The 26,553-nt window shown below is 32.7% G+C and carries 30 protein-coding genes; 16 read left to right on the forward strand and 14 right to left on the reverse strand.

The window, feature by feature from the left end:
- Positions 1–138: 138 nt before the first annotated feature.
- Positions 139–489 carry a 50S ribosomal protein L19 gene (gene rplS / locus FEM21_RS03385; protein WP_035657793.1) on the reverse strand — a complete coding sequence of 117 codons (351 nt, stop codon included), beginning with the start codon at positions 487–489 and terminating at the stop codon, positions 139–141.
- 182 nt (positions 490–671) lie between these two features.
- Entirely contained in the window at positions 672–1,352 is a 681-nt protein-coding gene (gene trmD / locus FEM21_RS03390; RefSeq protein ID WP_035657796.1) for a tRNA (guanosine(37)-N1)-methyltransferase TrmD, read from the reverse strand.
- A gap of 179 nt (positions 1,353–1,531) precedes the next feature.
- Between trmD and FEM21_RS03395 the strand changes: the two genes are divergently transcribed.
- The 3 genes from FEM21_RS03395 to FEM21_RS03405 all read left to right on the forward strand — a co-directional run bounded on the left by FEM21_RS03395 (position 1,532) and on the right by FEM21_RS03405 (position 4,737).
- Positions 1,532–2,527 (forward strand): alpha/beta fold hydrolase, encoded by a 996-nt coding sequence (locus tag FEM21_RS03395; protein ID WP_035657799.1) that lies wholly within the window; start codon positions 1,532–1,534, stop codon positions 2,525–2,527.
- 79 nt (positions 2,528–2,606) lie between these two features.
- On the forward strand, positions 2,607–3,761 hold the full coding sequence (locus tag FEM21_RS03400; RefSeq protein ID WP_236353510.1) for an MFS transporter: 1,155 nt from the start codon (positions 2,607–2,609) through the stop codon (positions 3,759–3,761).
- Positions 3,762–3,804: 43 nt separating this feature from the next.
- On the forward strand, positions 3,805–4,737 hold the full coding sequence (locus tag FEM21_RS03405) for a peptidylprolyl isomerase (RefSeq protein ID WP_035657803.1): 933 nt from the start codon (positions 3,805–3,807) through the stop codon (positions 4,735–4,737).
- Between the two features lie 131 nt (positions 4,738–4,868).
- On the opposite strand, the gene FEM21_RS03410 is transcribed toward FEM21_RS03405, so the two are convergent.
- Together FEM21_RS03410 and FEM21_RS03415 are read right to left on the reverse strand one after the other, a co-directional pair.
- A complete protein-coding gene (locus FEM21_RS03410; RefSeq protein ID WP_035657805.1) occupies positions 4,869–5,258 on the reverse strand; it encodes a GreA/GreB family elongation factor in 390 nt (129 codons plus the stop codon).
- 338 nt (positions 5,259–5,596) lie between these two features.
- Positions 5,597–6,154: a thioredoxin family protein gene (locus FEM21_RS03415; RefSeq protein ID WP_035657807.1), complete on the reverse strand. Its 558-nt coding sequence runs from the start codon at positions 6,152–6,154 to the stop codon at positions 5,597–5,599.
- Between the two features lie 86 nt (positions 6,155–6,240).
- Here FEM21_RS03415 and FEM21_RS03420 point away from each other — a divergent pair, with 86 nt between their 5' ends.
- From FEM21_RS03420 to FEM21_RS03435, 5 genes are all read left to right on the forward strand, one after another.
- A complete protein-coding gene (locus FEM21_RS03420; RefSeq protein WP_035657811.1) occupies positions 6,241–6,582 on the forward strand; it encodes a tRNA-binding protein in 342 nt (113 codons plus the stop codon).
- Between the two features lie 144 nt (positions 6,583–6,726).
- Complete coding sequence (locus FEM21_RS16535; protein WP_160171305.1) at positions 6,727–6,894, forward strand: hypothetical protein; 168 nt, start codon at positions 6,727–6,729, stop codon at positions 6,892–6,894.
- A 534-nt stretch (positions 6,895–7,428) separates the two neighbouring features.
- Positions 7,429–7,800 (forward strand): hypothetical protein, encoded by a 372-nt coding sequence (locus FEM21_RS03425; protein WP_035657812.1) that lies wholly within the window; start codon positions 7,429–7,431, stop codon positions 7,798–7,800.
- An 85-nt stretch (positions 7,801–7,885) separates the two neighbouring features.
- Positions 7,886–8,419 carry a hypothetical protein gene (locus tag FEM21_RS03430; protein WP_035657813.1) on the forward strand — a complete coding sequence of 178 codons (534 nt, stop codon included), beginning with the start codon at positions 7,886–7,888 and terminating at the stop codon, positions 8,417–8,419.
- A 309-nt stretch (positions 8,420–8,728) separates the two neighbouring features.
- Positions 8,729–9,289, forward strand: a complete 561-nt coding sequence (locus FEM21_RS03435; RefSeq protein WP_035657816.1) for a biliverdin-producing heme oxygenase — start codon at positions 8,729–8,731, stop codon at positions 9,287–9,289.
- A gap of 352 nt (positions 9,290–9,641) precedes the next feature.
- On the opposite strand, the gene FEM21_RS03440 is transcribed toward FEM21_RS03435, so the two are convergent.
- The 3 genes from FEM21_RS03440 to FEM21_RS03450 all read right to left on the reverse strand — a co-directional run bounded on the left by FEM21_RS03440 (position 9,642) and on the right by FEM21_RS03450 (position 12,810).
- Positions 9,642–10,445 carry a sulfurtransferase gene (locus FEM21_RS03440; RefSeq protein WP_035657820.1) on the reverse strand — a complete coding sequence of 268 codons (804 nt, stop codon included), beginning with the start codon at positions 10,443–10,445 and terminating at the stop codon, positions 9,642–9,644.
- Between the two features lie 151 nt (positions 10,446–10,596).
- Positions 10,597–10,977, reverse strand: a complete 381-nt coding sequence (locus FEM21_RS03445; protein ID WP_035657823.1) for a PUR family DNA/RNA-binding protein — start codon at positions 10,975–10,977, stop codon at positions 10,597–10,599.
- 72 nt (positions 10,978–11,049) lie between these two features.
- On the reverse strand, positions 11,050–12,810 hold the full coding sequence (locus FEM21_RS03450; RefSeq protein WP_035657825.1) for an ABC transporter ATP-binding protein: 1,761 nt from the start codon (positions 12,808–12,810) through the stop codon (positions 11,050–11,052).
- 225 nt (positions 12,811–13,035) lie between these two features.
- Between FEM21_RS03450 and nusB the strand changes: the two genes are divergently transcribed.
- Positions 13,036–13,947 (forward strand): transcription antitermination factor NusB, encoded by a 912-nt coding sequence (nusB, locus tag FEM21_RS03455; RefSeq protein WP_035658137.1) that lies wholly within the window; start codon positions 13,036–13,038, stop codon positions 13,945–13,947.
- Positions 13,948–13,976: 29 nt separating this feature from the next.
- Positions 13,977–14,249, forward strand: coding sequence for a preprotein translocase subunit YajC (yajC, locus tag FEM21_RS03460; RefSeq protein ID WP_035657828.1), 273 nt, complete (start codon positions 13,977–13,979; stop codon positions 14,247–14,249).
- Between the two features lie 72 nt (positions 14,250–14,321).
- On the opposite strand, the gene pepT is transcribed toward yajC, so the two are convergent.
- The 3 genes from pepT to FEM21_RS03475 form a co-directional block, all read right to left on the reverse strand.
- Positions 14,322–15,722, reverse strand: coding sequence for a peptidase T (gene pepT / locus FEM21_RS03465; RefSeq protein ID WP_081824626.1), 1,401 nt, complete (start codon positions 15,720–15,722; stop codon positions 14,322–14,324).
- Between the two features lie 63 nt (positions 15,723–15,785).
- On the reverse strand, positions 15,786–16,193 hold the full coding sequence (locus FEM21_RS03470) for a DUF1003 domain-containing protein (RefSeq protein WP_035657831.1): 408 nt from the start codon (positions 16,191–16,193) through the stop codon (positions 15,786–15,788).
- 125 nt (positions 16,194–16,318) lie between these two features.
- Positions 16,319–16,843 (reverse strand): hypothetical protein, encoded by a 525-nt coding sequence (locus FEM21_RS03475; protein WP_035657835.1) that lies wholly within the window; start codon positions 16,841–16,843, stop codon positions 16,319–16,321.
- A 311-nt stretch (positions 16,844–17,154) separates the two neighbouring features.
- Here FEM21_RS03475 and FEM21_RS03480 point away from each other — a divergent pair, with 311 nt between their 5' ends.
- The 5 genes from FEM21_RS03480 (at position 17,155) to guaB (ending at position 22,725) form a co-directional block, all read left to right on the forward strand.
- Entirely contained in the window at positions 17,155–18,174 is a 1,020-nt protein-coding gene (locus FEM21_RS03480) for a quinone-dependent dihydroorotate dehydrogenase (RefSeq protein ID WP_035657838.1), read from the forward strand.
- A gap of 108 nt (positions 18,175–18,282) precedes the next feature.
- Positions 18,283–19,146: a hydroxymethylglutaryl-CoA lyase gene (locus FEM21_RS03485; RefSeq protein WP_035657841.1), complete on the forward strand. Its 864-nt coding sequence runs from the start codon at positions 18,283–18,285 to the stop codon at positions 19,144–19,146.
- 31 nt (positions 19,147–19,177) lie between these two features.
- The gene (locus FEM21_RS03490; RefSeq protein ID WP_035657844.1) at positions 19,178–19,729 is read left to right on the forward strand and encodes a hypothetical protein; all 552 of its coding nucleotides are present in this window, start codon (positions 19,178–19,180) and stop codon (positions 19,727–19,729) included.
- A complete protein-coding gene (locus tag FEM21_RS03495) occupies positions 19,726–21,132 on the forward strand; it encodes a DUF5723 family protein (RefSeq protein WP_035657847.1) in 1,407 nt (468 codons plus the stop codon). Before FEM21_RS03490 ends, FEM21_RS03495 begins: the two co-directional genes overlap by 4 nt.
- A 120-nt stretch (positions 21,133–21,252) precedes the next feature.
- On the forward strand, positions 21,253–22,725 hold the full coding sequence (gene guaB / locus FEM21_RS03500; protein ID WP_035657849.1) for an IMP dehydrogenase: 1,473 nt from the start codon (positions 21,253–21,255) through the stop codon (positions 22,723–22,725).
- Positions 22,726–22,791: 66 nt separating this feature from the next.
- On the opposite strand, the gene FEM21_RS03505 is transcribed toward guaB, so the two are convergent.
- The 3 genes from FEM21_RS03505 to FEM21_RS03515 are packed head-to-tail and all read right to left on the reverse strand — an operon-like array spanning position 22,792 to position 24,011.
- The gene (locus FEM21_RS03505; protein WP_035657852.1) at positions 22,792–23,115 is read right to left on the reverse strand and encodes a type II toxin-antitoxin system PemK/MazF family toxin; all 324 of its coding nucleotides are present in this window, start codon (positions 23,113–23,115) and stop codon (positions 22,792–22,794) included.
- Positions 23,106–23,351 (reverse strand): AbrB/MazE/SpoVT family DNA-binding domain-containing protein, encoded by a 246-nt coding sequence (locus FEM21_RS03510; RefSeq protein ID WP_035657853.1) that lies wholly within the window; start codon positions 23,349–23,351, stop codon positions 23,106–23,108. The genes FEM21_RS03505 and FEM21_RS03510 overlap by 10 nt, the downstream gene beginning before the upstream one ends.
- Before the next feature lie 39 nt (positions 23,352–23,390).
- Positions 23,391–24,011 carry a hypothetical protein gene (locus FEM21_RS03515; protein ID WP_035657856.1) on the reverse strand — a complete coding sequence of 207 codons (621 nt, stop codon included), beginning with the start codon at positions 24,009–24,011 and terminating at the stop codon, positions 23,391–23,393.
- A gap of 156 nt (positions 24,012–24,167) precedes the next feature.
- On the opposite strand from FEM21_RS03515, the gene FEM21_RS03520 reads away from it, so the two are divergent.
- Positions 24,168–25,013, forward strand: coding sequence for an SGNH/GDSL hydrolase family protein (locus FEM21_RS03520; protein ID WP_081824627.1), 846 nt, complete (start codon positions 24,168–24,170; stop codon positions 25,011–25,013).
- Positions 25,014–25,438: 425 nt separating this feature from the next.
- Here FEM21_RS03520 and FEM21_RS03525 read toward each other — a convergent pair whose 3' ends face one another.
- Positions 25,439–26,278, reverse strand: coding sequence for a DUF2971 domain-containing protein (locus FEM21_RS03525; protein WP_035657859.1), 840 nt, complete (start codon positions 26,276–26,278; stop codon positions 25,439–25,441).
- Positions 26,279–26,553 lie beyond the last annotated feature (275 nt).

Raw genomic sequence — 26,553 nt, forward strand, 5'->3', positions numbered from 1 at the left:
ACCGTCCTGTTTGTTATAGAAATAAGCGGTTTAAAGGATAACTAACGACAAGACTTTAAATTGTTATTTTTTTGTAAAAAAAAGTCTCGATTCCGAAAATTTGGAATCGAGACTTTTTTATGATAAAGAGAAAAAGAATTATCTTCTTTTATCTTTGATTTTTGCTTTTTTACCAGTAAGTTCTCTGAAGTAGAAAATTCTAGCTCTACGTACAGCACCTTTCTTATTGATTTCAATTTTTTGTAAAGCTGGTAAGTTGATAGGGAAGATACGCTCAACACCCACTGAACCTGACATTTTACGAATTGTAAAAGTTTCAGTACTTCCAGTACCTCTTCTTTGAATTACAACTCCTTTAAAGAACTGAGTTCTTGTTTTTTCACCCTCTTTAATTTCGTAGAAAACTGTGATAGTATCTCCAGCTCCGAATTCAGGGAAATCTTTTCTTGTAACAAATTCGCTATTAACGAAATCTACTAAATTTGCCATTTTAAATGCTAATTATGGTTTTAAATCTAACCAACATTCACGGGTATCGCCAGAGGTTAATTAAATGTGGGTGCAAAAGTATAAAAAAGTTTTGAGTTATGAGTTATGAGTTATGAAATATTTTCGTTAAAAAGTTATGAGTTGTTTAAATTCTTATACGCTTAACTCTTAACGTATAATTTTTAATTTTCCTCCAATAAATCCGGACGACGGTTTTTAGTATGTTCAAATGCCATATCTTCATTCCATTTGTCAATTTTAGCAAAATTTCCGCTTAATAGAACTTCCGGAACTTTCCATCCTTTGTAATCGGCTGGTCTGGTATATATAGGTCCTGATAATAAATTATCCTGAAAACTATCTGTTAAAGCTGAGGTTTCATCACTCAAAACTCCTGGGATTAATCGAATCAATGCATCTGATAATACTACAGCACCTAATTCTCCTCCGCTTAAAACATAATCACCAATTGAGATTTCTTTGGTAATAAAATGATCACGCACTCTTTGATCAACACCTTTATAATGCCCGCATAAGATGATAATGTTTTCATACATAGACATCGTATTGGCCATTTTTTGGTTCAAAGTTTCTCCATCGGGCGACATATAAATGATCTCGTCGTAAGTTCTTTCGCTTTTTAAATGCGTGATACAGTCATCAATGGGTTGAACCGTCATTACCATTCCTGCGCCACCGCCATAAGGATAGTCATCTACACTTTTTTGTCGGTTAGTGGTGTAATCTCTTAGGTTGTGAAAATGAACTTCTACTAAGCCTTTGTCTATGGCACGTTTCATAATCGATGCCTCAAAGGGACTACGTAATAATTCCGGCAGAACGGTAATAATGTCAATTCGCATGGTAATCTTCCAAATAGTTAGGCTGCAAAGATACAATTTGGAACTGTTTTTATCAGATATTCTTTTTGTGTTGTTATAATTTTTTAAATTCTAAGAAATGGTAAAGTTTTCAAAATAGTTACTTTCTTACCATTCTTTATGGTTAAATTTACAACCCCAAAATAATTAAAACAATGAAGATGAAATTACAATTATCCATTAGTCTCTTTTTATTAAGCTTATTTTCATTTGCACAACAGGCTCAGTTAAAGGAATTAGATATTAATTTAAAAAACTACAATTATCCTTATCCAGTACATTTTAAGCATTTATGGGTGCAGCAGCAGGAACTAAAAATGGGCTATATGGATATAAAACCAGATAATTATAATGGTAAAAATATTATGTTATTGCATGGTAAAAATTTTAATGGAGCTTATTGGAAAACGACTATAGAAGCGCTGGCTAAAAAAGGATTTCGTGTTATTGTTCCGGATCAAATAGGTTTTGGAAAATCAGATAAGCCGTTACGATTTCAGTATAGTTTTCAGCAGTTAGCCGAAAATACGAAGCATATTTTAGATACTTTAGGAGTTCAAAAAACAGCGGTATTAGGGCATTCAATGGGAGGAATGCTTGCTACTCGTTTTACGTTGATGTATCCGGAAACAGTTGAGCAGTTAATTCTTGAAAATCCTATTGGTTTAGAAGACTGGAAACTAAAAGTGCCTTATAAAAGTGTTGATTGGTGGTTTGAAAATGAGTTGAATCAATCCTATGATAAGATAAAGAAATACCAATTAGAGAGCTATTATGATGGCAAATGGAAACCAGAATATGATCAATGGGTAAATTTATTAGCAGGATGGACATTGAATCCTGATTTTAAGAGATATGCCTGGAATGCTGCGCTGACTTATGATATGATTTTTAATCAGCCTGTGGTTTACGAATTTCAAAATATAAAATGTCCTACCTTATTAATTATAGGAACAAGAGATCGTACGGCTCTTGGAAAACCATTAGTAAGTGAAGCTGTTCAAAAAACGATGGGATTGTATGAAAATTTAGGTAAAGCTACACAGCGTAAAATTTCAGGCTCTAAATTAGTAGAAATTCCTAATATAGGTCACATGCCTCATATTGAGAGTTTTGATTTGTTTATCAAACCATTAGTTAATTTTTTAAAAAAATAAATAAGCTATTAAAATTGCTTCTGATTTTTTGTACTAGTATTTTTGCACAATGAATTTATCTCAAAAAAATGTTCTGTTTATGGCAGTAGCCACAGGACTAATCGTGGCTAATTTATATTATTGCCAACCTTTAATTGTTCTAATAGCTAATGAATTTAATATTCCTAATGCCGATGCTGGAACAATTACTTATTTAACTCAGGCAGGTTATGCCATTGGTTTGTTTTTTATGGTGCCTTTAGGCGATAAAATCGAAAGGAAAAGCCAAATTTTAATGACCACATTTGCTACAGTAATTGCGTTGATTATTGCCGCTACCGCACAAAGTTTCTTAATTTTAGAAATAGCTTCACTTTTAATAGGTATTACTTCGATTGTGCCACAACTTATTTTGCCTTTGGCCGCTTCGTTAAGCGAACCCGAACAAAGAGGGAAAGTAGTGGGAACAATTATGAGTGGTTTACTTGTTGGAATTTTACTTTCACGAACCTTAAGCGGATTCATTGGCGAAGTATTAGGTTGGCGTGCTATGTTCTGGATTGCTTCAGGATTATGTTTATTGTTGTTTTTTATAATCCAAAAACAATTTCCGCAGAATAAACCTGTTTTTAAAGGAACTTACGGACAATTAATCGGTTCGCTTTTTACTTTAATAAAGGAACAGCCATTATTGCGTGAAGCTACTTTAATCAATGTATTTTCTTTTGCTCAGTTTGGTGCTTTCTGGACTACAATGGTTTTGCTGCTTTCGGCTGAACCTTTTTCATTCAATAGTGCAACCATTGGACTTTTCGGAATTGTGGGAGCTTCGGGAGCTTTGGCAGCACCATTAGTGGGGAAACTAGGCGATAAAGGAAATTCCAGAATTGCTGTAGGTTATGGCTGTTTGTTTATTGCTTTGAGTTTTATGCTTTTTTATTTCTCAGGATCTAATATTATTGGAATTGTTTTAGGGATTGTTTTAATCGATATTGGTTTGCAGGGAGTACATATTTCGAATCAAACCAGAGTTTATTCGATACTGCCTGAAGCCAGAAACAGAATGAATACGGTGTTTATGTCTTTCAGTTTTCTAGGAACAGCAGCTGGTTCGGCTTACGGGTTGCTTTTATGGCAATTAGGCGGATGGCATGCCGTAACTTTAGGATGCTTGCTTTTATCAGCCTTAGCTTTTATAGTTTATGGAGCGACTTATAAATCCAAACGGAAAGCTTTAGAAAGCACTAACGGATAAAAAATTAATTTGTAAATTTGCGCTTCAATAAAAAAAATAAAAAATGGAAAACGGAATATACGCTAAATTTAATACCTCAAAAGGTTCGGTTTTAGTAAAATTAACTCACGATTTAACGCCTGGAACTGTAGGTAACTTTGTTGCTTTAGCAGAAGGAAATTTAGAAAACAAAGTAAAACCTCAGGGAACAAAATATTACGATGGTTTAACTTTTCATAGAGTGATTCCTGATTTTATGATTCAGGGAGGTTGTCCTCTGGGTTCAGGAACTGGTGATCCGGGATATAAATTTGATGATGAATTTCATCCAAGTTTAAAGCACGATAAACCAGGAGTACTTTCTATGGCTAATGCAGGACCTGGAACTAATGGTTCTCAGTTTTTCATTACTCACGTACCTACTTCTTGGTTAGACGGAAAGCACACTGTTTTTGGTCATGTAGTAGAAGGTCAGGATGTGGTTGATGCAGTAGCTCAGGGTGATGCTTTAGAAACTTTAGAAATCATCAGAGTAGGAGAAGAGGCTGAAAAATGGAATGCAGTTGAAGCTTTCCGTACATTCGAAGGAAATCGTAAAAAACGTTTAGAAGCAGAAAAAAATGCTGCTGAAGAAGCAATGGAAAAATTAGCTGCCGGATTTGAAAAAACAGAAAGTGGTTTGCGTTATCAATTCATTCAAAGAGGTGAAGGTAAAAAAGCAGAAAACGGAAAAACTGTTTCTGTACACTATACAGGACAATTGCCTGACGGAAAAGTTTTTGATAGCTCTTACCCACGTAAAAAACCAATTGAATTTCCATTAGGACAAGGAAATGTAATTGAAGGATGGGATGAAGGTATTGCCTTATTACAAGTAGGAGATAAAGCTCGTTTTGTAATTCCATCTCATTTAGGATACGGATCTCGCGGAGCTGGAGGTGTTATTCCACCAAATGCTACTTTGATTTTTGACGTAGAATTAATGGACGTTAAATAGTCTTTTTAATCTTGTTGATTATAAAATTGAAATCTCATCTTGTTGAAAAAAACGAGATGGGATTTTTTTTTGAACCGAATATTTTTGACATAAAAAAACACCTTCAAAACAGGAGGTGTTCAAAATAGTATTTAGGTATTTTTAGAATTATTTACAGCAATTACTTTTAAAGTTTTAATTCCGGATGGTAATTGCCATTCTACTTCATCATTTTCTTTAAAGCCAATTACGGCAACGCATAAAGGTGCTAAAATAGAAATTTTTCCTTCTTTAAGATTAGATTGTGAAGGCATTACAATTTGAATACTCATTTGTTTATTTGTCTTAAGATCTTCAATTACAACATGCGAATTAATTCGGATGATGTTTTCGTCTAAAATGTTTTCTTTGTTAATGATAGCGCGGTCTAATTCCTGTGTTAATAATGCTATTTCTCTAATGTTAGTGCTGTCTTTTGCATTTTTAGTTAATTCACGCAAAATGTTGTAGTCTGTAATTGTTAAAGTGGGTATTGGTTTCATAATATAAAATTTAAAATTATTTACAATAAAAAATATTATTAGTCCTCAATAGCTAAAATGGTGCTTTTGATAACTAAAAAAGGATTAAATAAAAAAGTTGCTGGAATAATGACCAGTCAAAAAAATAGAATTAAAAAAGAAATCCTCCGCTCTGAAGAAAAATTAAAATGAACGGAGGCCTAATTAATAAAGGCTTTATTATGAGGAAAAAGTGCAACAACATTTTGTTTTCCTGAAGGAGAAAACAAAAAAGAAGATGTTGTAACAAATGTAATAGTAATCATAAATGATAATTTTCCTTAAAAAACAAAGTTAACTAAAGATTTTGTTTTTTAGGGTTATTTCCACTTAATATTACAGCCAATACTTGGTTTTTGCTCAGGATTTATTGTTCTATTGTATAAAATTCCATCAATTGCACCACGCAAATCACTTCCGCTTAACGGAATTCCATTTCCTGGACGGCTATCATCAAGCTGACCGCGGTAAACTAATTTATCCTGGTTATCAAATAAATAAAAATCAGGTGTGCAGGCAGCATCATAGGCTTTAGCAACTTCCTGTGTAATGTCGAATAAATAAGGAAATTCAAAATTATTTTCGAATGCATATTCTGTCATTAACTCTGGACCATCCTGCGGATATTTGACTACATCATTACTCGAAATAGCAATAATTCCAATGCCTTGAACTCTATAGTCATTAGCAACTCGAATAATTTCCTCCATTACATGATGTACAAACGGGCAATGATTACATATAAAAAAGACTAATGTTCCTTTTTCTCCTTTTAAGTCAGCAAAAGAAAAAAAATGGGTATTAGAGGTAGTGTCTTTTAAATAAAATTCAGGAGCTGTAGTTCCTAAATCAAGCATGTTTGATGGTGTTCTTGCCATTGTTTTTTATTTAGAGTTTAAAGTTACTAAAATAGATGGCTATTCAAATAGTAAAAAGTAAATTTGAACAGTAATGATTATAAAGTATGGAAAATAATTTGACCTGGACTGAATTTGAAAAAGTGGCAATGCATGTAGGAACTATAATAAATGTAGCTGATTTTCCCGAAGCAAGGAAGCCTGCATTTCAGCTGACAATTGATTTTGGAGAAGCAATTGGCATTCGAAAAACCTCGGCACAAATTACTAAACGATATACAAAAGATGTTCTTTTAAACAGACAGATTGTAGCCGTTGTAAATTTTCCTAAAAAACAAATAGGAAAATTTATGAGCGAATGTCTGATTTTGGGAGCAGTGGGAGAAGAAGGTGATGTTATCCTGTTAGCGCCCGATTTTAAAATCGAAAATGGATTACGAATAGGTTAGTTAATAATTGAATTTTTATTAGAATCTAAAATTTGTAATTCTATAAGTAAGTAAAAAAGCTTTATTATTTAGAATCTTTACAAATAAAAACAATATATTTGTATTTACTTACAAATGCTGTAATTCGAGAATAAAAATTTAAAAATGTTAATTCGAGCTAGAATAGAAAATTATAATGAATGGCTTTTTTTGGAAGAAATTCCAGAAACTTATGTTGCTGGTCATCGCTTATCTGAGCGCCAGATAAGTATTAAGCATGCTCCGGTTGATATGAGTGCTCAAGGAACGTTGGTACGCTTAACTTTGGTTTAGGTTATTATACCTATGCATCACAAGCCTTTAGTATTACTAAGAAAATCGTAATCTGGAAAGATAATTCAGAGACAGATGCAGACGCAGTTACCAGTCCTTCTAGTGCATCAGAAGCTTATTTAATAGAAGTAACAAGTATTGTGCCTACTTTTGGTACGCCTCCTTTCTATGGTACAGTAAGTTATACTTATACTAAAGTAAAGTAGTATAAAAAAATGCCCGAACTGGCGGTTCGGGCAAAAATGTCTAATAAAAAACCGCCGCCCGATAGTTTAAAAAAATAACAGGCTTTAGTTTGAGTCTGTAAAAATACTAAAAAAAGTCTGCCCTCTTTTTTTAAACAGATAATTTAGAACCGTTTTAAATTTAGATTACGTCCTTAGTATAAGAAAACATTTTTTTAACATATAAGTCATATAAGATAAAAACTTAAGTGAACTTATGTAAGACTTTAGAAATAAAACAAAAGACTTACATGTCTTATATGTTTTAAAAAATTAGACGTTAAATAAACAACACTTAATAAAAAATAAAATGAAACAGAATCAATATAAAAATAACTTTTTTTCTTTTGTAGCGGTGGCTATTACAGCACTGGGCTTTATGACCTCCTGCGATACTGAATACAATACTACCTATGTATCAGGAGATGCTTATATAAAAAGCTTTACCGTTCAGGCATTTGAAGACCAGGAACCTATTCAGGCAGCCATAGTTAATGATACGATAAAGGTTATATGGACAAGTTATCATGAAATGCCCGAGACTATTACACCTGCAATTGAATTAGCCGATAAAGCAGCAATAAGCCCTAAAGCAGCTGTTGAAATTCCTTTTAAAACGGGTGAAAAATATACCGTAACTTCTGAGGCAGGTACTACTATAGCAATATACGCTACAGGTTGATTTTCGTCAATCTCCGCCTAAAGTTACTGGAGGTGTTAATACAGGCGTTTTAGGAGGTTGGCATAGTTTTACAGCAGCGGATTTATTGTATGACTTAGAACAAACCCGTGTATATTTCGTTTCGGCAGCAGATCAAACTACGGAATACGATTGTGAAATTGTGTATTTTGGAAAGGGGACAGGTATAGAAAGTGATCCTTTTAAATCAGCAGGTCTTTATTTTTATATACCTACTATTATGCCAGTAGGTAAATATGATTTGCGTGCAAAAAACGGAGCATACATTTTAAATAATTCTTCTGTAACTTATTATTTTAATTTTACAATTACTGAGCCTATTAAGGTAGCACTTTCCCAATGGAATCCTTCTAGTTATACGGTAAAAGGAGGTGATACGTTTAGTGTTCGAGGTGCAAAATTAGATACTGGTGTGAAAGTGTCTATTGCAATAGGTAATAATGGTGAACAAATGCCGTTGGAGATTGTTTCACGTACAGCGTATAAAGCTACTTTTAAGATACCAGTAGGTACACCAGCAGGTGCATATAATAGGATCTTTTTTATTGATGAAAATGGAGTAGCAGTAAAAGTATCTAAACAGATTGATGTGATAGAATGAAAAAGTGAAAACCGCTAATCTTTAATAAGGATAGTGGTTTTCTGTTATGCAAACATAGCTTAAAAAAGATTAGGTTACTCATTAAGAGCCTGTTTAAATTCATCAAAATTAATTTCCCCAAACCTTTAAAGGGTGAAATTTTGATGAATTTTTAGGAAATTTTCCGCCCTTTAGGTACGGGGAAAAGAAAATTTCTTTAAACAGGCTCTAAATAAATTTGTGTAACCTGCGATTAAAAAAAACACAGATTACATAGATAATAAAAATCCGCTTAGCGGTTAGTCAAGAAACAAATTAAAATAAATCAATATGTTAAGCACACAAATTAAAGAGGCTACAAAAGCAGGCCATCAGGAAACGGAGAAAAAAGTAGTTCTTCGTATCAAAAACATTAGTAGTAATGAAGATTATGTAGAATTATTAAAATGCTTTTATGCTTACTTTACTACAGTAGAAAAAGCAATTGCACCTTATATCAATTCGGTATTACCGGATTATAAAGAGCGTCGTAACTCATCGTACATCAAAGCTGATATTGAAGAGTTGGGAGGTAGTATAGATAAACTACCTGCAGCAACAGCAACAGATGTAAACGATGTTTTACAAGCTATGGGCGCTTTGTACGTATTAGAAGGTTCTATTATGGGAGGGCCATTTATTGTACAAATGCTACAGAAAAAAGGAATCGAAAAAGGATTTTCTTTCTTTAGCGGTTACGGAGCTGAATCAGGACAAAAATGGGCTTCATTCACAGCAGCATTAAATATTCTTCCTAAAACAGAATCAGACAATGCAAAAGCAGTCGATGCAGCCAGAGAAACTTTTACCAGATTTGGTGATGTATTTGAAGCAGCCTTGATTCAGGCATAATAGCGCTCATTTTATAAAACAGTTAGCCACGGATTATTCTGTGGCTAATTGTTTTTTAAGTTATATTTTCGCAAACTTGTTATCCTGACGTAGGAAGGATCTCATTACGTTTTTCTTTGTGTTGTATTTTTTTTACCGCAAATTGCTTCGCCTGTTCGCTATCGCTCGGGTCACAAATTTATATATTAAAATATGACAGAATAAAATCTGTGTAAATCAGCTGAATCAGTATCATCCGTGGTCTAATGGAGCATCTACGTTAAACTATGAAGAAATATTGAAGAAATATTGAAGAAATAATCTTTGTGTATCTCTGTGAAACCTTTGAGTGGCTCTGTGTTATATTTGAGAATTACTTTTCTATTGGTAAATCATGATCCTGACCCCATTCGGTCCAGGAACCATCATACACGGCTTTTATATTGTTAGAACCAATTAATTCGTAGGCAATTAAATCAATACAGGCTGTAATTCCTGATCCACAGGAAAAGTATAGTGTTTGGTTTTGCAATGGCAAAATTTTCTCTAATTCTTCTTTTGGCAAATACTTTCCATCTTTTAAAACTTTCGAAAATGGTAAGTTGACAGCTCCGGGAATATGTCCGCTTCTTAAACCTTCTCGGGGTTCTTCTGTTTCAGCATGAAAACGGTCAGATGAACGTGCGTCGATAACAGTTGCTTCTTTCGAATGAATATTTTCTAAAATGTGTTGCTTGTTTTTAAACATTTCAGAATTAAAATGAGCCTGAAAATCTCCTTCAGGATAGGATTGTTTCTTAATATTTTCTGTAGGTAAATTTTCTTCTACCCAGGCCGGAAATCCGCCATCGAGTACCCAAACCTTTTCGTGTCCCATACTTTTGAATAAATACCAGGCACGCGGACTGGAATAAATTCCTTTAGTATCATAAACTACAATTTTACTGTTTTTATTGATGCCTAATCTTCGGGCTTCGTCAGCAAAACCTTGTGGTTTAGGTAAGGTATTAGGTAAGGAATTTGAGGTATCACTAAATTTATTTTTAATGTCAAAGGTGCGTGCGCCCAGAATTTGCAATTCATGTGGCGGACTGTCTAGAACAGCATCGAGGATTATTAATTCTGGGTCTTCAAAATTTTCTTTAAGCCAGCTTACAGATACAATTGGGCTTTTCATATTGTTGTTTTTTTGTAGTTAAATGGATGTACTAAGATACAAAAATGATAGGCTATTTTTGATTTATAATGATACTTTTATTAATGCAAAAAGGTCTAAAAACCATTTGATTTTTAGACCTTTTTATTTTTTGTGTTTTGTTCCTGAACGATTAAATATCGTCAAAATCAATATCGGTAAAACTAGCTACGCCAGGTACTATTTCTTCACTGGCTCTTTCAGTAGCATACTCTTTTTTGAAATCTTTTTGATGTCTTTCAGAGATTACTTCTTCTCCTTTGTGGTTTAGAACATAAGAGGTCATTTCGCCTAAAATTTCAGCAAATGCAGTAAAATCTTCTTTGTATAAGTATATTTTATGTTTCTTGAAGTGAAATGAACCATCTTCTTCAGTGAATTTTTTACTTTCGGTAATGGTGATATAATAATCATCAGCTTTTGTAGCTCTCACATCGAAGAAATAGGTTCTTCGTCCTGCACGTAAAACTTTAGAAAAGATTTCTTCTTTTTCTAACATGTCATTTTCTCTCATAATCCGTTCTATACAATAATATGGTTGTTAATTGAACCCAAAAATGATAAAAATATATGTATTAAGCAAGATTTATAGTAATTCTTTTTCAGAAAGTTGTTTTAAATAAAGCGATGCATAATAACCTTCCTGATTTATTAACTGGTTATGAGAACCTTGTTGAATAATTTCTCCGTCTTCGAGGATAATAATTTTATCAGCATTCTTAGCCGAAGAAACTCTATGGCTAACAATTATAGTTGTTTTGTCTTTAGAAATGGTATTTAAATTGTTTAAAATCGCTTCTTCGGTTTCTGTATCAACTGCCGATAAACAGTCGTCAAATAATAAAATAGGCGGATTTTTGATAATAGCTCTGGCAATAGAAACACGCTGTTTTTGTCCGCCTGAAAGCGTAATTCCTCTTTCGCCAAGAATCGTATCGTATTGCTTGTTAAATCCCATAATATTGTCGTGAACTACAGCGTTTTTGGCGGCAGCCATAACTTCTTCAATTTCGGCATCTTCTTTACCAAATTTGATGTTGTTTTTGATACTATCGGAGAACAAAAAGGCATCTTGAGGAACAATTCCGATACTGTTTCGTAAATCAAATAAATTCAAACGGCTTATTTCCTGTCCGTCAACTTTAACAGCACCATTAGTCACATCATACATACGGGAAATAAGTGATAAAATAGTCGATTTTCCAGATCCTGTTTTACCAAGTATTGCTAAAGTTTCTCCTTTGTTTACCGTAAACGAAATATTTTTAAGTGCTGTAATATTAGTGTCCTGATAAGTGTAACTTACATTGTCGAATGTGATTGTTCCTTCGATTATTGATTTTCCAGGATTATTGTTTTTGATTTCCGGTTCGATTTTTAAAAATTCGTTCAATCTTTTTTGAGAAGCTTCGGCTTCCTGAACCATTGACGAAACCCAGCCTAATGAGGCTACCGGCCAGGTAAGCATATTGACGTACAAAATAAACTCGGCAATAGTTCCAATGCTTTTGATACTGCCATTAATGTACATGATTCCACCAAAATATATTACAACTAAGTTGCTAATCCCGATAAGCGCCAGCATTAAAGGGCCAAACAAAGATTGAACTTTGGCCAAATCCAAACTCTTACTTTTACTTTCTAAAGCCAATGCGTGCATATTATCCTGATGCTGATTTTCTAACGAATAGGCTTTTATAACGCGAACACCAGAGAAAATTTCCTGGGTAAAACTGGAAACTTTCGATAAATATTCCTGAAAAGTCGTGCTTCGAATATTGATTTCGTTACTTAATCTAAAAATAGCATAAGACAAAATAGGTAATGGTAAAATAGTGTAGAGCGTCAATAAAGGAGAAACTCGATACATGAACAAAATTACTATTGCAAAACGAATAAAGGTGTTAATCGTATACATTACCGCTGGTCCTACATACATTCTCACTTTAGAAACATCTTCGCTAATTCTGTTCATTAAATCTCCGGTACGATTTTGTTTGTAGAAATTTTGCGAAAGATTTTCATATTGTCTAAAAACTTCATTTTTTAAATCAAATTCTACGTGGCGCGACATTACAATTAAAGTCTGACGCATTAAAAAAGTCAAAAATCCAGCAATAATAGTTGTGGCAATAATCAATAAAATATTATTTACTAATTCGTCTATAACAATATCATTTGATATGGTTTTGTCTTTTGCAAAAGCTTCGATTGACGCAAAAGATTTACTAATTAATTTAGGCGTAAAAAGAGAAAATATCTGAGCAACAATGGTAAATACAATTCCTAGAATAAAACGGTATTTGTATTTGATAAAATATTTATTGAGATAGAGTAATTCTTTCATTTCAATATTTGGCTGGATTTAAAAAAAACAAAGATAAAGCTTTAAAAGTAATAATTGTTTGTGCTTATCGCTACACAATCGGTATTTAACTTTTCATTAATGAATGATCAAACATTTTTTGCGGTTTTAAATTTTATTTTACAAAAGGAAATCCTTATTTTTGCAGCCTAATTTTTTAAAAGTTCTTACAAGGTGGTAAATAGACGACACATTCGCGTTAAAGTTATGCAAACCATTTATGCGATGCATCAAAACGGTTCTGATAATATGGAAAAAGAAGAAAAATTCCTTTTTTACAGTATCGATAATATTCAAGATTTATACCTTACAATGATTTCTTCTTTGTTAGAAATATGTAAAAAAGAAACACAATTTTTACATTTATCCAGCCAAAAACATCTGGCAACTGCTGCTGAACGTAATCCGAACGAAAAGTTTATTAAAAATAGTATTTTCGAAATTCTGGCCGAAAACAATTCTTTGAGTATTGCTCTGGAAACCAGAAAAATTAATGCATGGCATTTACACGAAGATTACATTACTTTATTATTGTCAGCCATAAAAGAAAGCTCGTATTATCAAAAATACATGAGTAATCCAGCTCGTTCATTTGAAGAAGACCGACAATTGATTGTCGATTTGTTTACTGAAGTAATTGTTCCAAATGAAAAATTATACGAGTTTTTAGAAGACGATAAGTTAACCTGGATTGATGATATCCCGATGGTGAACACACAAATCATCAAACAATTGAAGGCAATGAAGCCTATTGAAAACGATAATTTCAAAGTGCCAAAATTGTACAAAGACAATGAGGATAGAGATTTTGTTAAAGATTTGTTTCGTAAAACGATTTTAAACGAAGAGGCATTAGCAAAAGAGTTTGTAGACAAAACACCTAACTGGGATAGCGATAGAATTGCAGAAGTTGATACTATTATTTTAAAAATGGCTATTTGCGAATTTTTGAAATTCCCATCTATTCCGGTAAAAGTAACTTTGAACGAATATTTAGAATTAGCCAAAGAGTATTCTACTCCTAAAAGTAGTATTTTTATCAACGGAATTTTAGATAATCTGGTTAAAGAATTAGAAACTAGTAAAAAAATGATAAAAGCCGGTCGCGGTTTAATGTAATATTTATAACTAAAAAAAGAATTAAAATCATGGGTCAATTAAATCAGTTTTTACCGTTTGTATTAATGTTTGTAGTAATCTATTTCTTTATGATTAGACCACAACAAAAAAGAGCTAAACAAGAAAAAGAATTTGAAGGAGCATTAAAAGTAGGTGATAAAATCATTACTAAAAGTGGTCTTCACGGTAAAGTAGCTGAGTTAGCCGAAACTACAGTAGTCGTTGAAACTATGGCTGGAAAATTGAAAATGGAGCGTTCTGCAATTTCTATGGAATTGAGTGCTTCATTAGCTAAAAAATAATATTCAGGTTCAATCCTAAATTATAAAAAGAAGCAGTTTCCAATTGGAAACGGCTTCTTTGTTTATTGAAAATTATTTCTTCTTTTTCTTTTTGTCCTTAGATTTTGATTTAGCCTTTGCTCTCGCTTTAGCCTTTTTCTTGTCTTTTTTCTCTTTCTCTTTTTTAGACTTTTTTTCTTTCTTAGGTTTTATTTTTTCTTCAGTTTCAATTTCTGCTTTTTCTTCTAAACCAAAGTTAGGCAAAGCAGTCAATTCGGCGATTTTAACAATTACTTCCACAGCTTTTTGCATGCTTTCTACAGGAACATATTCGTATTTTCCATGAAAATTATGTCCGCCGGCAAAAATATTAGGACAAGGTAATCCCATGTAAGATAATTGAGAACCATCAGTTCCGCCACGAATAGGTTTAATGATTGGCTTGATGTTCAATTCAAGCATGGCTTTTTCGGCAATATCAACAATGTGTTTTACTGGAAGTACTTTTTCCTTCATGTTGTAATATTGATCTTCAATTTCGACAATTGCAATTGCTTCGCCAAATTGCTTCTCAAATTTAGCATTGATTTTATCTACTATTTTCTGAATATTCTTTTTTCTTTTTTCGAATAATTTGCTGTCATGATCTCTAATAATCAATTCAACAACGGTTTCTTCGAGACTTCCATTGAAATGATGCACATGATAAAATCCTTCATAACCTTTAGTTTTTTCGGGAACTTCATTAGCAGGTAACTGGCTAATAAAATCATTAGCAATTAACATCGAATTGATCATTTTTCCTTTGGCATAACCTGGATGTACACTTTTTCCTTTAAAAGTAATTTTGGCTCCGGCCGCATTAAAATTTTCATATTCTAATTCGCCTATCTGACTTCCGTCCATCGTGTAAGCCCATTCGGCTCCAAATTTTTCTACATCGAAAAAATGAGCTCCACGACCAATTTCTTCATCTGGTGTAAAACCAACCTGGATTTTTCCATGCTTAATTTCAGGATTATTGATAAGGTATTCCATTGCGGTAACAATTTCAGTAATTCCGGCTTTGTCATCAGCTCCCAAAAGCGTCGTTCCATCAGTGGTAATTAAGGTTTGTCTTTTGTACTGCAATAAATCTTTGAAATAATCAGGAGATAAAATAATGTTTTGTTCTTCGTTTAAAACAATGTCATTTCCGTCATAATCAGTAATAATTTGCGGATTTACATTAGTTCCGCTAAAATCTGGCGAAGTATCAAAATGAGAAACAAATCCTATTACTGGAACTTCGTGTTCTACATTGCTTGGCAAAGTTGCCATGATATAAGCTTTTTTATCAATGGTAACGTCCTGCATTCCAATAGCTTTTAGTTCTTCGACTAATTTATTGGCTAAATCCCATTGTTTTTTAGTACTTGGAGTCGATTTGAATTTTGGGTTTGATTGGGTATCAATAGTTACATAACTAATAAAACGATCGATAATATTTTGCATAGCGTGGAATTTTTATGTTGTCTAACAAATATAAGATTTATTTAAGCTTTTGCAGGGCTTGATTTACTTCATATTTTCGAGCATTTCGATTATTTTATCTAATTTTTCGACATCAATAGAGTTGAGTTTTGTTGCCAAAGCTTCAATTTCCAGTTTTGCTTCTTTATTAGTAATATAATCTTCCTGAGCCTGAACACGATCTCTTTCATTTTGGCGGTTTTGTGCCATCATGATGATAGGCGCAGCATAAGCCGCCTGAGTAGAAAATAAAAGGTTTAGAAGAATAAATGGGTAAGCATCCCAATGCTTGAAAAAAGCAACCAGATTTAATCCCATCCAGACTACTACAAATACTGTTTGCAGGATTATAAAACGCCAGGAACCCATCCCTTTGGCTACAGAATCGGCAATTCGACTGCCTAACTCCAGGCTGTCATAATGTTTTTCATGCCAGTTTTTATTTATTTTCATGATGCTATTTTTTATTAAAAGTAGTTAGAATTTGGTTTAAAAAAACCGCAAATTCTACCATTTTTTCAATTCCGTTTTCAGGGAATCTATTGGCGAATTTGCGGCTTAATTTAGATTACAGTTTCTTAATTTCTAGCTTTACTTAATTTATCTTCGGCCTTGATAAGGTCATCGTTTAAGTCGTTTATTTTAATTTGTTGTTTACTAATTTTAATATTTTCTTTTTCGATTTCAGTAGAAGTTAATTTTCCTCTTGATTTTTTCTTTTCAAATTTTTCTTTTTGTTTAACTAAGTTCTTTTCTTCTCTCGAAATTTTAGTTTTTATTTTATTTACTGATTTCTCGCCAGAAAGTATTCTGTCTTGTTGTTTGGTAAATGCTTTTTGTTCTTTTTCAAAATCTTTTTTCTCTTTCTCTAATTTTTCAGCTTCTTTAAATGCTCTTTTTTCTTCTCTCATTTTAGCCTTAAGCTGTTTGGTTTCTTCTTTCAAAGCTTGTTTATCTGCAACTGTAGTGCCTGCTACTGGAACAACACTGTTTTTAATTGTATCGGTGGCAGTAGAGTTTATAGTTTCGGTAGTTGTAGCTTGAGCTGAAATAAATTGAATGCCTGCAAGCATTAGGGTTGATAAAATTAATTTTAGTTTCATGAAGTTACGTTTTTAAGTTAATAAAATCGATTGAATTATATAATTGTTAATTACAAGGTAAGAAATATCATTTTAAATAAAATGTTTTTTTTCGAATTTGAAAATGGAAAAACGAATATTTATTTTGTAAATAATTGTTTTTTAGTTAATTGTGTAGTTTGTTTTTTTTGTCTTTTGTGCTTTATTTAACTTGTGTTTAGCGTAGTTATCCACTAATAATATTATCAGGATGATTTGCTGTCGATAATTTTTTTAGAAATATTTATTTATCCATTAGATAATTCTATTTTTGCAGCACAAATTAAAATCCTATGTATAAACAGCTTATTAGACCGCTATTTTTTTGTTTTGATCCGGAAAAAATACATCATTTTACGTTTTCGTTAGTTCGTGTTACTTCTAAAATCCCAGGTTTTTCAGCACTTTATAAATCACTTTATTTAGTAAATGATAAACGATTAGAAAGAGAAGTTTTTGGATTAAAATTTAAAAATCCTGTAGGTTTGGCAGCCGGTTTTGATAAAGATGCTAAGTTGTATAAGGAATTATCAAATTTTGGTTTTGGTTTTATCGAAATAGGAACTTTAACACCAAAAGGGCAGGACGGAAACCCAAAAACGCGTTTGTTTCGTCTTAGAGAAGATTCGGCAATTATTAACCGAATGGGATTTAATAATGGAGGCGTTCAGGAAGCAGTAGAAAGACTGAAATCAAATTCGGGAGTTTTAATAGGAGGAAATATTGGTAAAAATAAATTAACGCCTAATGAAGATGCAACTTCAGATTACGAAATTTGTTTTGATGCACTTTATGATTATGTAGATTATTTTGTCGTAAATGTGAGTTCGCCAAATACGCCTAATCTTCGTGAATTGCAGGACAAAGAACCGTTGACGCAGTTATTGCAGACATTACAGAATAAAAATTTGGCTAAGCCAAAACAAAAGCCAATTTTGTTGAAAATTGCTCCAGATTTGACTGACGAACAATTATTAGACATTATTGATATTGTAAAAGAAACTCAAATTGCAGGTGTAATTGCAACCAATACTACTATTTCGCGCGAAGGTTTACAATCGGAAAATAAAACGGAAATGGGAGGGTTATCAGGAAAACCGTTAACAAAACGTTCAACTGAAGTAATTCGTTTTCTTTCGCAAAAAAGCAATAAAGCGTTCCCAATTATTGGAGTAGGAGGAATCCATTCTGCAGATGATGCTATCGAAAAATTAGAGGCAGGAGCTAGTTTGGTTCAATTATATACTGGTTTTATTTATGAAGGACCAGCCTTAGTAAAAGCTATCAATAAAAAGATTTTGAGTCGTTTGTAAATCAATCTTAATTTTTATAATCAAAAAGCGTAATTCTTCAGCAGAATTACGCTTTTTTTATTGATTCTAAATTTTGCCACTTTACAAGTTTTAGTATCTTTGAAATCTATGGATTCAATAAAAATTATAGAATGTCCGCGCGATGCCATGCAAGGTATTAAAAGCTTTATTCCTACTGAGAATAAGGTGGCGTATATTCAGTCTTTATTGCGCGTAGGATTTGATACAATTGATTTTGGAAGTTTTGTTTCTCCAAGAGCAGTTCCGCAAATGCAGGATACGGCTGAGGTTTTAGATCAATTAGATTTATCTAATACAACCAGTAAATTGTTGGCTATTATTGCCAATACCAAAGGAGCAGAAACAGCCTCTCAATTTGAACCCATTCGATACTTAGGGTTTCCTTTTTCGATTTCAGAAAATTTCCAAATGCGTAATACGCACAAAACCATAGCCGAATCGATTATTAGTTTACAGGAAATTATTGAAATTGCCGATAAAAAAAATAAAGAAGTGGTCGCTTATTTATCTATGGGGTTTGGAAATCCTTACGGAGATCCCTGGAATGTAGATATTGTGGGCGAGTGGACCGAAAAATTAGCTGGAATGGGAGTGAAAATTTTGTCACTTTCAGATACTATCGGAAGTTCAACACCAGAAGTGATTCAATATTTATTTTCGAATTTAATTCCTAAATATCCTCAAATTGAATTTGGAGCACATTTACATACCACTTATGATAAATGGTTCGAAAAAATAGAAGCTGCCCACAAGGCGGGTTGTCGTCGTTATGATGGCGCTATTCAGGGTTTTGGCGGTTGTCCAATGGCTAAAGATGAGTTAACCGGAAATATGCCTACTGAGAAATTATTGTCTTATTTTACGGCTGCTAAAGAAAAAATCAACCTAAATCCGTTGAGTTTTGAAAGTGCTTATAACGAGGCTTCAAAAGTATTTAACCGCTTTTATTAATGATATGCATAATTGATTTGAAAATCTACAAATGAAAAATTATATAAATAGAATAATTGGGATTATACTTCTTATAGGCAGTACTTTTTCCTGTTCTAGCGATTTGGATTTTGATCAGGCTAATGATTTGAAATTGCAACCTACCGTTGTTGGTAATTTTAGTTATTTTAATATTGCTGCAGCTGACTTTGTAGGTGATGATGGCTCTCAGAGAAATATACAGTTTGACAATCAGGAATTTGATGTTTTTAGAGATAGAAATTTGAATAGCTATTTACAAAAAGCCGATTTTCATTTTGAAATAACTAATACCATCAATCGTGCTTATACTCTAATGGTACTTTTACAGGATGAGAATAATCAAACATTGGATTCAATATTATTTACTATTCCGGCTTACACAGGTTCGAATAATACAATTACCCGCACTGAAGTTTTTGAGAACCAAAGATTAGAGTTACTGAAAAGAGCAAGAAAAATGGAGTTTTTAATTGCTATGTCTCCCGGTCCGGCGCTGAATAAAAATAGTACAGGAAATTTAATTTTACGCTCTAGCGCTACCGTTTATTTAGAAATACAATGAGAAAAGGACTTTTAATTCTGGCGTTATTCGTTGTTGTCAATTGCTTTTCTCAAAATAAGCAGGTTTTATATAATATGACATCAGTACCGCAATCATTGATAATGAATCCCGGAGCTGATTTTAAGTATAAATATTATTTTGGAGTTCCATTACTTTCAGGAATGTCATTTAAAGTAGGTACTACCGGATTTTCGGCTTATGATTTATTTGCTAATAATGGTGTTGATTTTAATCAAAAGCTGCGTAATGTTGTTCACTCGACCAATAGACGGGATCATGTAGCGATAAACGAACAAATCGAAATTTTTAATGGCGGATTCAAATTAGGAGACTGGCTTGAAGACAAAGGTTATGTTTCGTTCGGGATGTATCATGAATTTGATTTATTTGGATACGTGCCTAAGGATGTTGCTGTTTTAGCATTAGAAGGAAATCAAAATTATATAGGGAAAAATTTTAATTTATCGGATTTAAACGGAAAGGCCGAAATGCTTTCGGTGCTACATCTTGGTTATCATAAAAATATTTCCGAAAAATTGGTAGTAGGAGCAAGAGGTAAAATTTATTTTAGCGGCTTTAATGCTACTTCAACTAAAAATTCAGGTTCGATAATAACTACAGTAAACCAAGATAATACTACAGTTTATAATCAGGAAATTAATTCTAATTTGTCTGCAAATACTTCGGGAGTTTCAAAATATCTGGCTGATGATTATGATGGAGATGTAGCAACAGATATACAAAAACAAGTTTTGTTTGGAGGTAATTTAGGATTAGGATTTGATTTAGGATTTACTTATTATCCTAAAAAAAATACTCAAATCACCGCAAGTATTCTTGATGTTGGTTTTATAAGACATACTAAAGATATTGAAAATTACACCTACAAAGGCTACTATAAATACGAAGGAATAAATCCTAATTTTACTGATTTCGATAATCCTGATGGAGTATATAGCGATTTTCAGGAATCGGTTAAGTTAGATACTTTGTACAATAAATACACAACTTGGCGTCCAGTGAAACTAAATGCTTCTTATCAATATTCGTACGGAACTCCATCTGATGATGATTGTGTTTGCATTTCAGGTGAAGAACACTATAAAAACGCGGTTGGAGCACAATTATTTGTCATGAGCACGCCCAGAGCTCCTATTACTGCTTTAACGGGATTTTATCAACGAAATGTTTCTGATAATTTACATTTAAAGGCTACTTATACACTTGATTCTTATTCTTATACTAATATTGGTCTGGGATTATCGGCTAATTTAGGTAAATTTAATATGTATTTCATGGCTGATAATTTATTAGAATATCGAGATGTTTCTAAGGCAAATAGTCTTTCGTTGCAATTTGGATTTAATTTCATTTTCGCAGATAGTAATGAACCACCACGTTGATATTATTTTAATCAGATGTTAGTATTATATAAAAGTTAATGTTAAATTAATTGGATTCTGAATTTTAAAAAATCAAAATAATTTGCTATATTTGCACGCAATTCAACTAGAAATTGCAACATGATAGCACACAACTCCAAGATTATCGGCGAAGGTTTAACTTACGATGATGTATTATTAGTTCCTAATTACTCCCATGTGCTTCCTCGCGAAGTGAGTATTCAAACAAAATTCTCAAGAAACATAACGCTTAATGTTCCTATTGTATCTGCAGCGATGGATACCGTAACCGAAAGTGCAATGGCAATTGCTATGGCGCAAGAAGGAGGAATAGGTGTTTTACATAAAAATATGACTATTGAGCAGCAGGCTGCCAAAGTTCGTAAAGTAAAACGTGCCGAATCAGGTATGATCATTGATCCGGTTACTTTACCATTGAATGCTACTGTGGCTGATGCAAAAGCAGCTATGAAAGAATACGGTATTGGAGGAATTCCTGTTGTTGATGAAAATCAAAAATTAAAAGGAATCGTTACAAATCGTGATTTGCGTTTCGAAAAAAACACTACAAGACCTATCGTTGAGGTAATGACTAAAGAAAATCTGGTTACTGTAGCTGAAGGCACTTCCTTACAAGAAGCAGAAGTAGTTTTGCAAGGTCATAAAATTGAAAAATTGCCTGTAATAGACAAAGACAATAAATTAGTAGGTTTGATTACATTTAGAGATATTACTAAATTGAATCAAAAACCCAATGCTAACAAAGATAAATACGGACGTTTACGTGTCGCTGCTGCATTAGGAGTTACTGCTGATGCGGTTGAAAGAGCTACAGCTTTAGTCAATGCAGGTGTTGATGCTGTAATTATTGATACAGCTCACGGACATACTAAAGGTGTGGTTGATGTTTTAAAATTAGTTAAAGCACAATTCCCTGACTTAGATGTTATCGTTGGAAATATCGCTACTCCGGAAGCAGCTCAATATTTAGTTCAAAATGGAGCTGATGGTGTAAAAGTAGGAATCGGACCTGGTTCTATTTGTACTACCCGTATTGTTGCTGGTGTTGGATTTCCTCAGTTTTCAGCGGTTTTAGAAGTGGCTGCTGCTATTAAAGGTTCAGGTGTTCCTGTAATTGCCGATGGTGGAATTCGTTACACAGGAGATATTCCTAAAGCTATTGCTGCCGGAGCTGATTGTGTAATGTTGGGTTCACTTTTAGCCGGAACAAAAGAATCTCCGGGAGAAACGATTATTTTTGAAGGAAGAAAATTCAAATCTTACAGAGGAATGGGTTCTGTTGAAGCAATGCAAACAGGTTCTAAGGATCGTTATTTCCAGGATGTTGAAGATGATGTTAAAAAATTAGTTCCGGAAGGAATTGTAGGTCGTGTGCCTTACAAAGGAGAACTAAACGAAAGTATGTTACAATTCGTTGGTGGTCTTCGTGCCGGAATGGGATATTGTGGCGCTAAAGATATTGCTACTTTGCAGGAAACAGGACGTTTTGTACGTTTAACTTCAAGCGGAATTTCTGAGAGTCACCCTCATAACGTGACAATTACTAAAGAAGCTCCAAATTATTCTAGATAATTTTCAGGCTTTTAATTCATAAAAAAATGCTGTTTAAAGTTGTACTTTGAACAGCATTTTTTGTTTTTAATCTACAAATAGTTCTCTTAAAATTTCTTTGACTTTTTTGAATTCTTTTTCAGTTATTTTCCCTAGAACTTTAATTATTCTTTTTCGGTCAACAGTTCTTATTTGATCAAGAACAATCCATCCTGTTTTTTTATCATGATTAATTTCGACTCTTGTTGGGTAGTTTTTTGAACTGCTTGTCATAGGGGAAATTACAATCGTATCTAGATGTTTATTCATTTCATTTGGAGAAATGATTACACACGGACGTGTTTTTTTCATCTCGCTTCCAACAGTTGGATCAAGATTTACTAAGACGATTTGATATTGTTTTAAATCCATTCTTCTAAATCTTCATCTTCAAAAGCATCGTCAATTAACAATTGATCATCTCCGTTTTCATGCATTTTTTTGAAAGCTGTTTCCCAACCGCTTCGTGGTTCTGATTTTGGTTTCAATATAATATATCCTTTTTCGAGAATAAGTTCTACTTTATCTGTAATATTATATTTTTCAAGTATCGTTTTAGATAAACGAATTCCTTTTGAATTTCCGATAGGTATGATTGAAATATCCATAATTACAATGTTTTATGTAAGTACAAAGTTATTACTTTTTTAATTGTATTTAGGAATAAAACGAATTTCTTCTTTCTTTTTTGTTTTTTCCGAAGTTCTCACTTCTGTTAAACAAGTTCCTTTTTCATCTTTGGCTTTGCATTCTATTTTTACTTCATCAATCGTTTTGTCATTTTTGTCTTTAGTGACAATTTTAGAAAGCGTGTTGTTAGTGTAATAAAAGTATTGAGTGTTGAAAGTAGTGAAATTATCCACTATTTTATTTATAGTTCCGTCTTTGTTGTAGCGGTAAATAGATTCATTTTCTTTGTGCTGTTTTTTAGTATAGCAGCTAATGCGTTCCCTTTGATTGGGTTTCCAGCGTGTTTTGCAATACTGCGTTTCTTTGTTAGGATAGGTTTCTTCAATATACCATAATTTCTTTTTGGTTTCTTGTGCTACATTGCCTTTGGCATCGACTGTTTTAGAAGATTTGATACGACCATTTTTAGTGAAAATCATTTGTTTTTTATACAAAAGCTTTTTCTCATTATTAATGATACTGTATTTTTCTTCAGTGGCTGATTGTATTCCTTTAGGTAATAATTTCTGATCCGTATATTTTTTGGTAGCACAGGATTGTAGTGCTAAAACGACTATAAAGAAGATTAGAGTTCTCATAATTACATTATTTGGTTATCTACTAAAGTTACGGATTTCAATTTTTTATTCGAATTATTTTAAAATTTAGGATTACTATTTTTACTAAATGAGGTAATTTTAGTTAGATTTGGTTAGACAATTTGAATATTAAGTGTAATCTTAGAGATTTTAAAAATGAAAAATAGAATAGCTGGTTTTTGCATCCTTTTGTTAGTATTTGGTTTTAATGGATTTGCACAAGAAGTTGTTCCAAAAGTAATATTAGCAGACAAAGAAAAAACTTTAGATACGCAATGGAATGGCAAGCGTGTGGCTTTTCTGGGTGATTCCATGACTGATAAACGCCGTGTGGGAACCACTTATGTGTATTGGGAATATTTGAACGAATTGCTGGGAATTGAATCTTTTGTTTACGGTATTAGTGGAAATCAATGGGATGCTATTTACAAACAATCTTTAAAATTATATGATGAAAAAGCAACTAATGTTGATGCGATTCTGATTTTTGCTGGTACGAATGATTATATGCACAATACGCCTCTGGGAAAATTTTTTACTGAAACAACAAAACAAACCAACTTTAACGGAAAAGAAGTAACACGTAAATACCGGACTCCAATACTAAATGATTCGACTTTTTGCGGGCGAATTAACAAAGCGATGTCTTACTTAAAAAACAATTATCCGCAACAGCAAATTATCATTATGACGCCTATTCACAGAGGATATGCTAAGTTCAATGATAAGAATGTACAACCAGATGAAAACTACGCTAACGGACAAGGCTTGTATATTGATGCTTATGTAGAAATTTTGAAACAGGCAGCTTCCTACTGGGCAGTTCCTTTGATTGATTTGTATTCTACAAGCGGATTGTTTCCAATGGCTGAATCGCAACTACAATATTTTCATAAAAAAGATACCGACAGATTACATCCTAATGCATTAGGCGATTACCGTCTGGCAAAAACAATTCAGTATCAACTATTAGGATTGCCTTCTGGTTTTGTTAAGGAGTAAATACTAACTACGAAAAGATTTGTGTGATAGTATAGGGTCTTCTGCAATTTCCTAGTTAGCTTCTGCAACTTTGCAGTTATTAGTTGTAACTTCCTAGTTGTCTTTTGCAATTTCCTAGTTAGCTTCTGCAACTTTGCAGTTATCATTTGTAACTTCCTAGTTATCATTTGTAATTTCCTAGTTGCCTTCTTTAATTTTTACTTGAGCTGTTCTAAATTATGGAGTTATTTTTACAAATTTCGGTTTGTTTATACTTTTAACTCAGTGTGATTGCTTCGTTCCTCGCAAAGACTTAAACCGTTTAATATGTTATTTCGAACAATGAAGCAATCTCATCAAGTAACTCTGTATAGTTGCCATTGTAGTGGGCACAGAATAGAATTCTGCGCTATCTTTTGTGCATATCCGAGAGTTTGGGGAAGGGCTTATTGATACGTTGATGCGGACATTTTAATTTTTGTTTTTGATAAATTATTAGTTTCTAAAAAAGCCTCTAATATATTTTTATCTAAAGTAGATTTAGGACCTAAGATTATTTCGGGAATTAATCTAGAGTTAAATTTAGATGATAAGTCTATCTTAAAATATGATGTTAAAAGTGAGCCTTTTGTTCTAAACTTCATATCAGAAATTGAATGACTATTTTTTTGTGTCAAATCATAATTTGTAGTTGGTGTATGAATTATTCGCCATTCCTTCTCTTCTGAAAAACTTGGATTTTTAATTACAAGTGATTCTGTGGCTAAAGATATTCCTAAAAATGAACTTGCAGCTTCCCAGAGTTCATCTTTTTTTTCGTCATAAATGTTTTTAAACAAATTAGCTAGTTCATCAACTTTTGCTTTTTGTTTTTTTGCGTTGTATTCAATTTTGACTAGTCCTAAAGTGTGATCAACATAAGCACTAGTATTTGGTTTATCGAGTTGTATATTTAACTCTGTTGGTGTAAAACAAATTGCGACACCTTTTCCATCATCTGCATAAGCTCGCCATTGACCTAAAGAATCGCTTACTTCAGATAAACAAAAAAGATGAGGATTACCTTTGTTCCAACCATAAGTGGGAATTGTATATTTTTGAAAGTCTTTATATTTTCTGCCAACAAAAAGGCTTTTTATGATGTCAAAATATTGTTCAATCCAAATAATTTCATGAGCATCATTCATTTGTCCATAATTTGATAGCCAAATCGATTTTGATGAAATAATTTGGAAAAAATTTTCGACTGAACAATAATTATATAATTTTTTAGGCACTCTATTCATTCAGCTAATTTTATAATTGTTCAAAAGTTAGTATACTCATTACAATATAGGATCCATATACCCAAATATTGGGAGATTAGAGAAGATTTGTTTTATTACTTTTCAAATATAGAAATTAAATCTTACAAACTAATAGATTGATTTTGTTTGTTCAGTGAAATAAAAAAAACACCCTTTCGACTTAAATTAAAAATCGAAAGGGTGCTTTTGAGAATAGGAATAACTAAAATCTAGCTTTGTTTAAGAAAATTCTATTTTGATTGATGCAACAGCTA

The organism is Flavobacterium seoulense (assembly GCF_000695795.1).
GTDB classification, from domain to species: Bacteria; Bacteroidota; Bacteroidia; order Flavobacteriales; family Flavobacteriaceae; genus Flavobacterium; species Flavobacterium seoulense.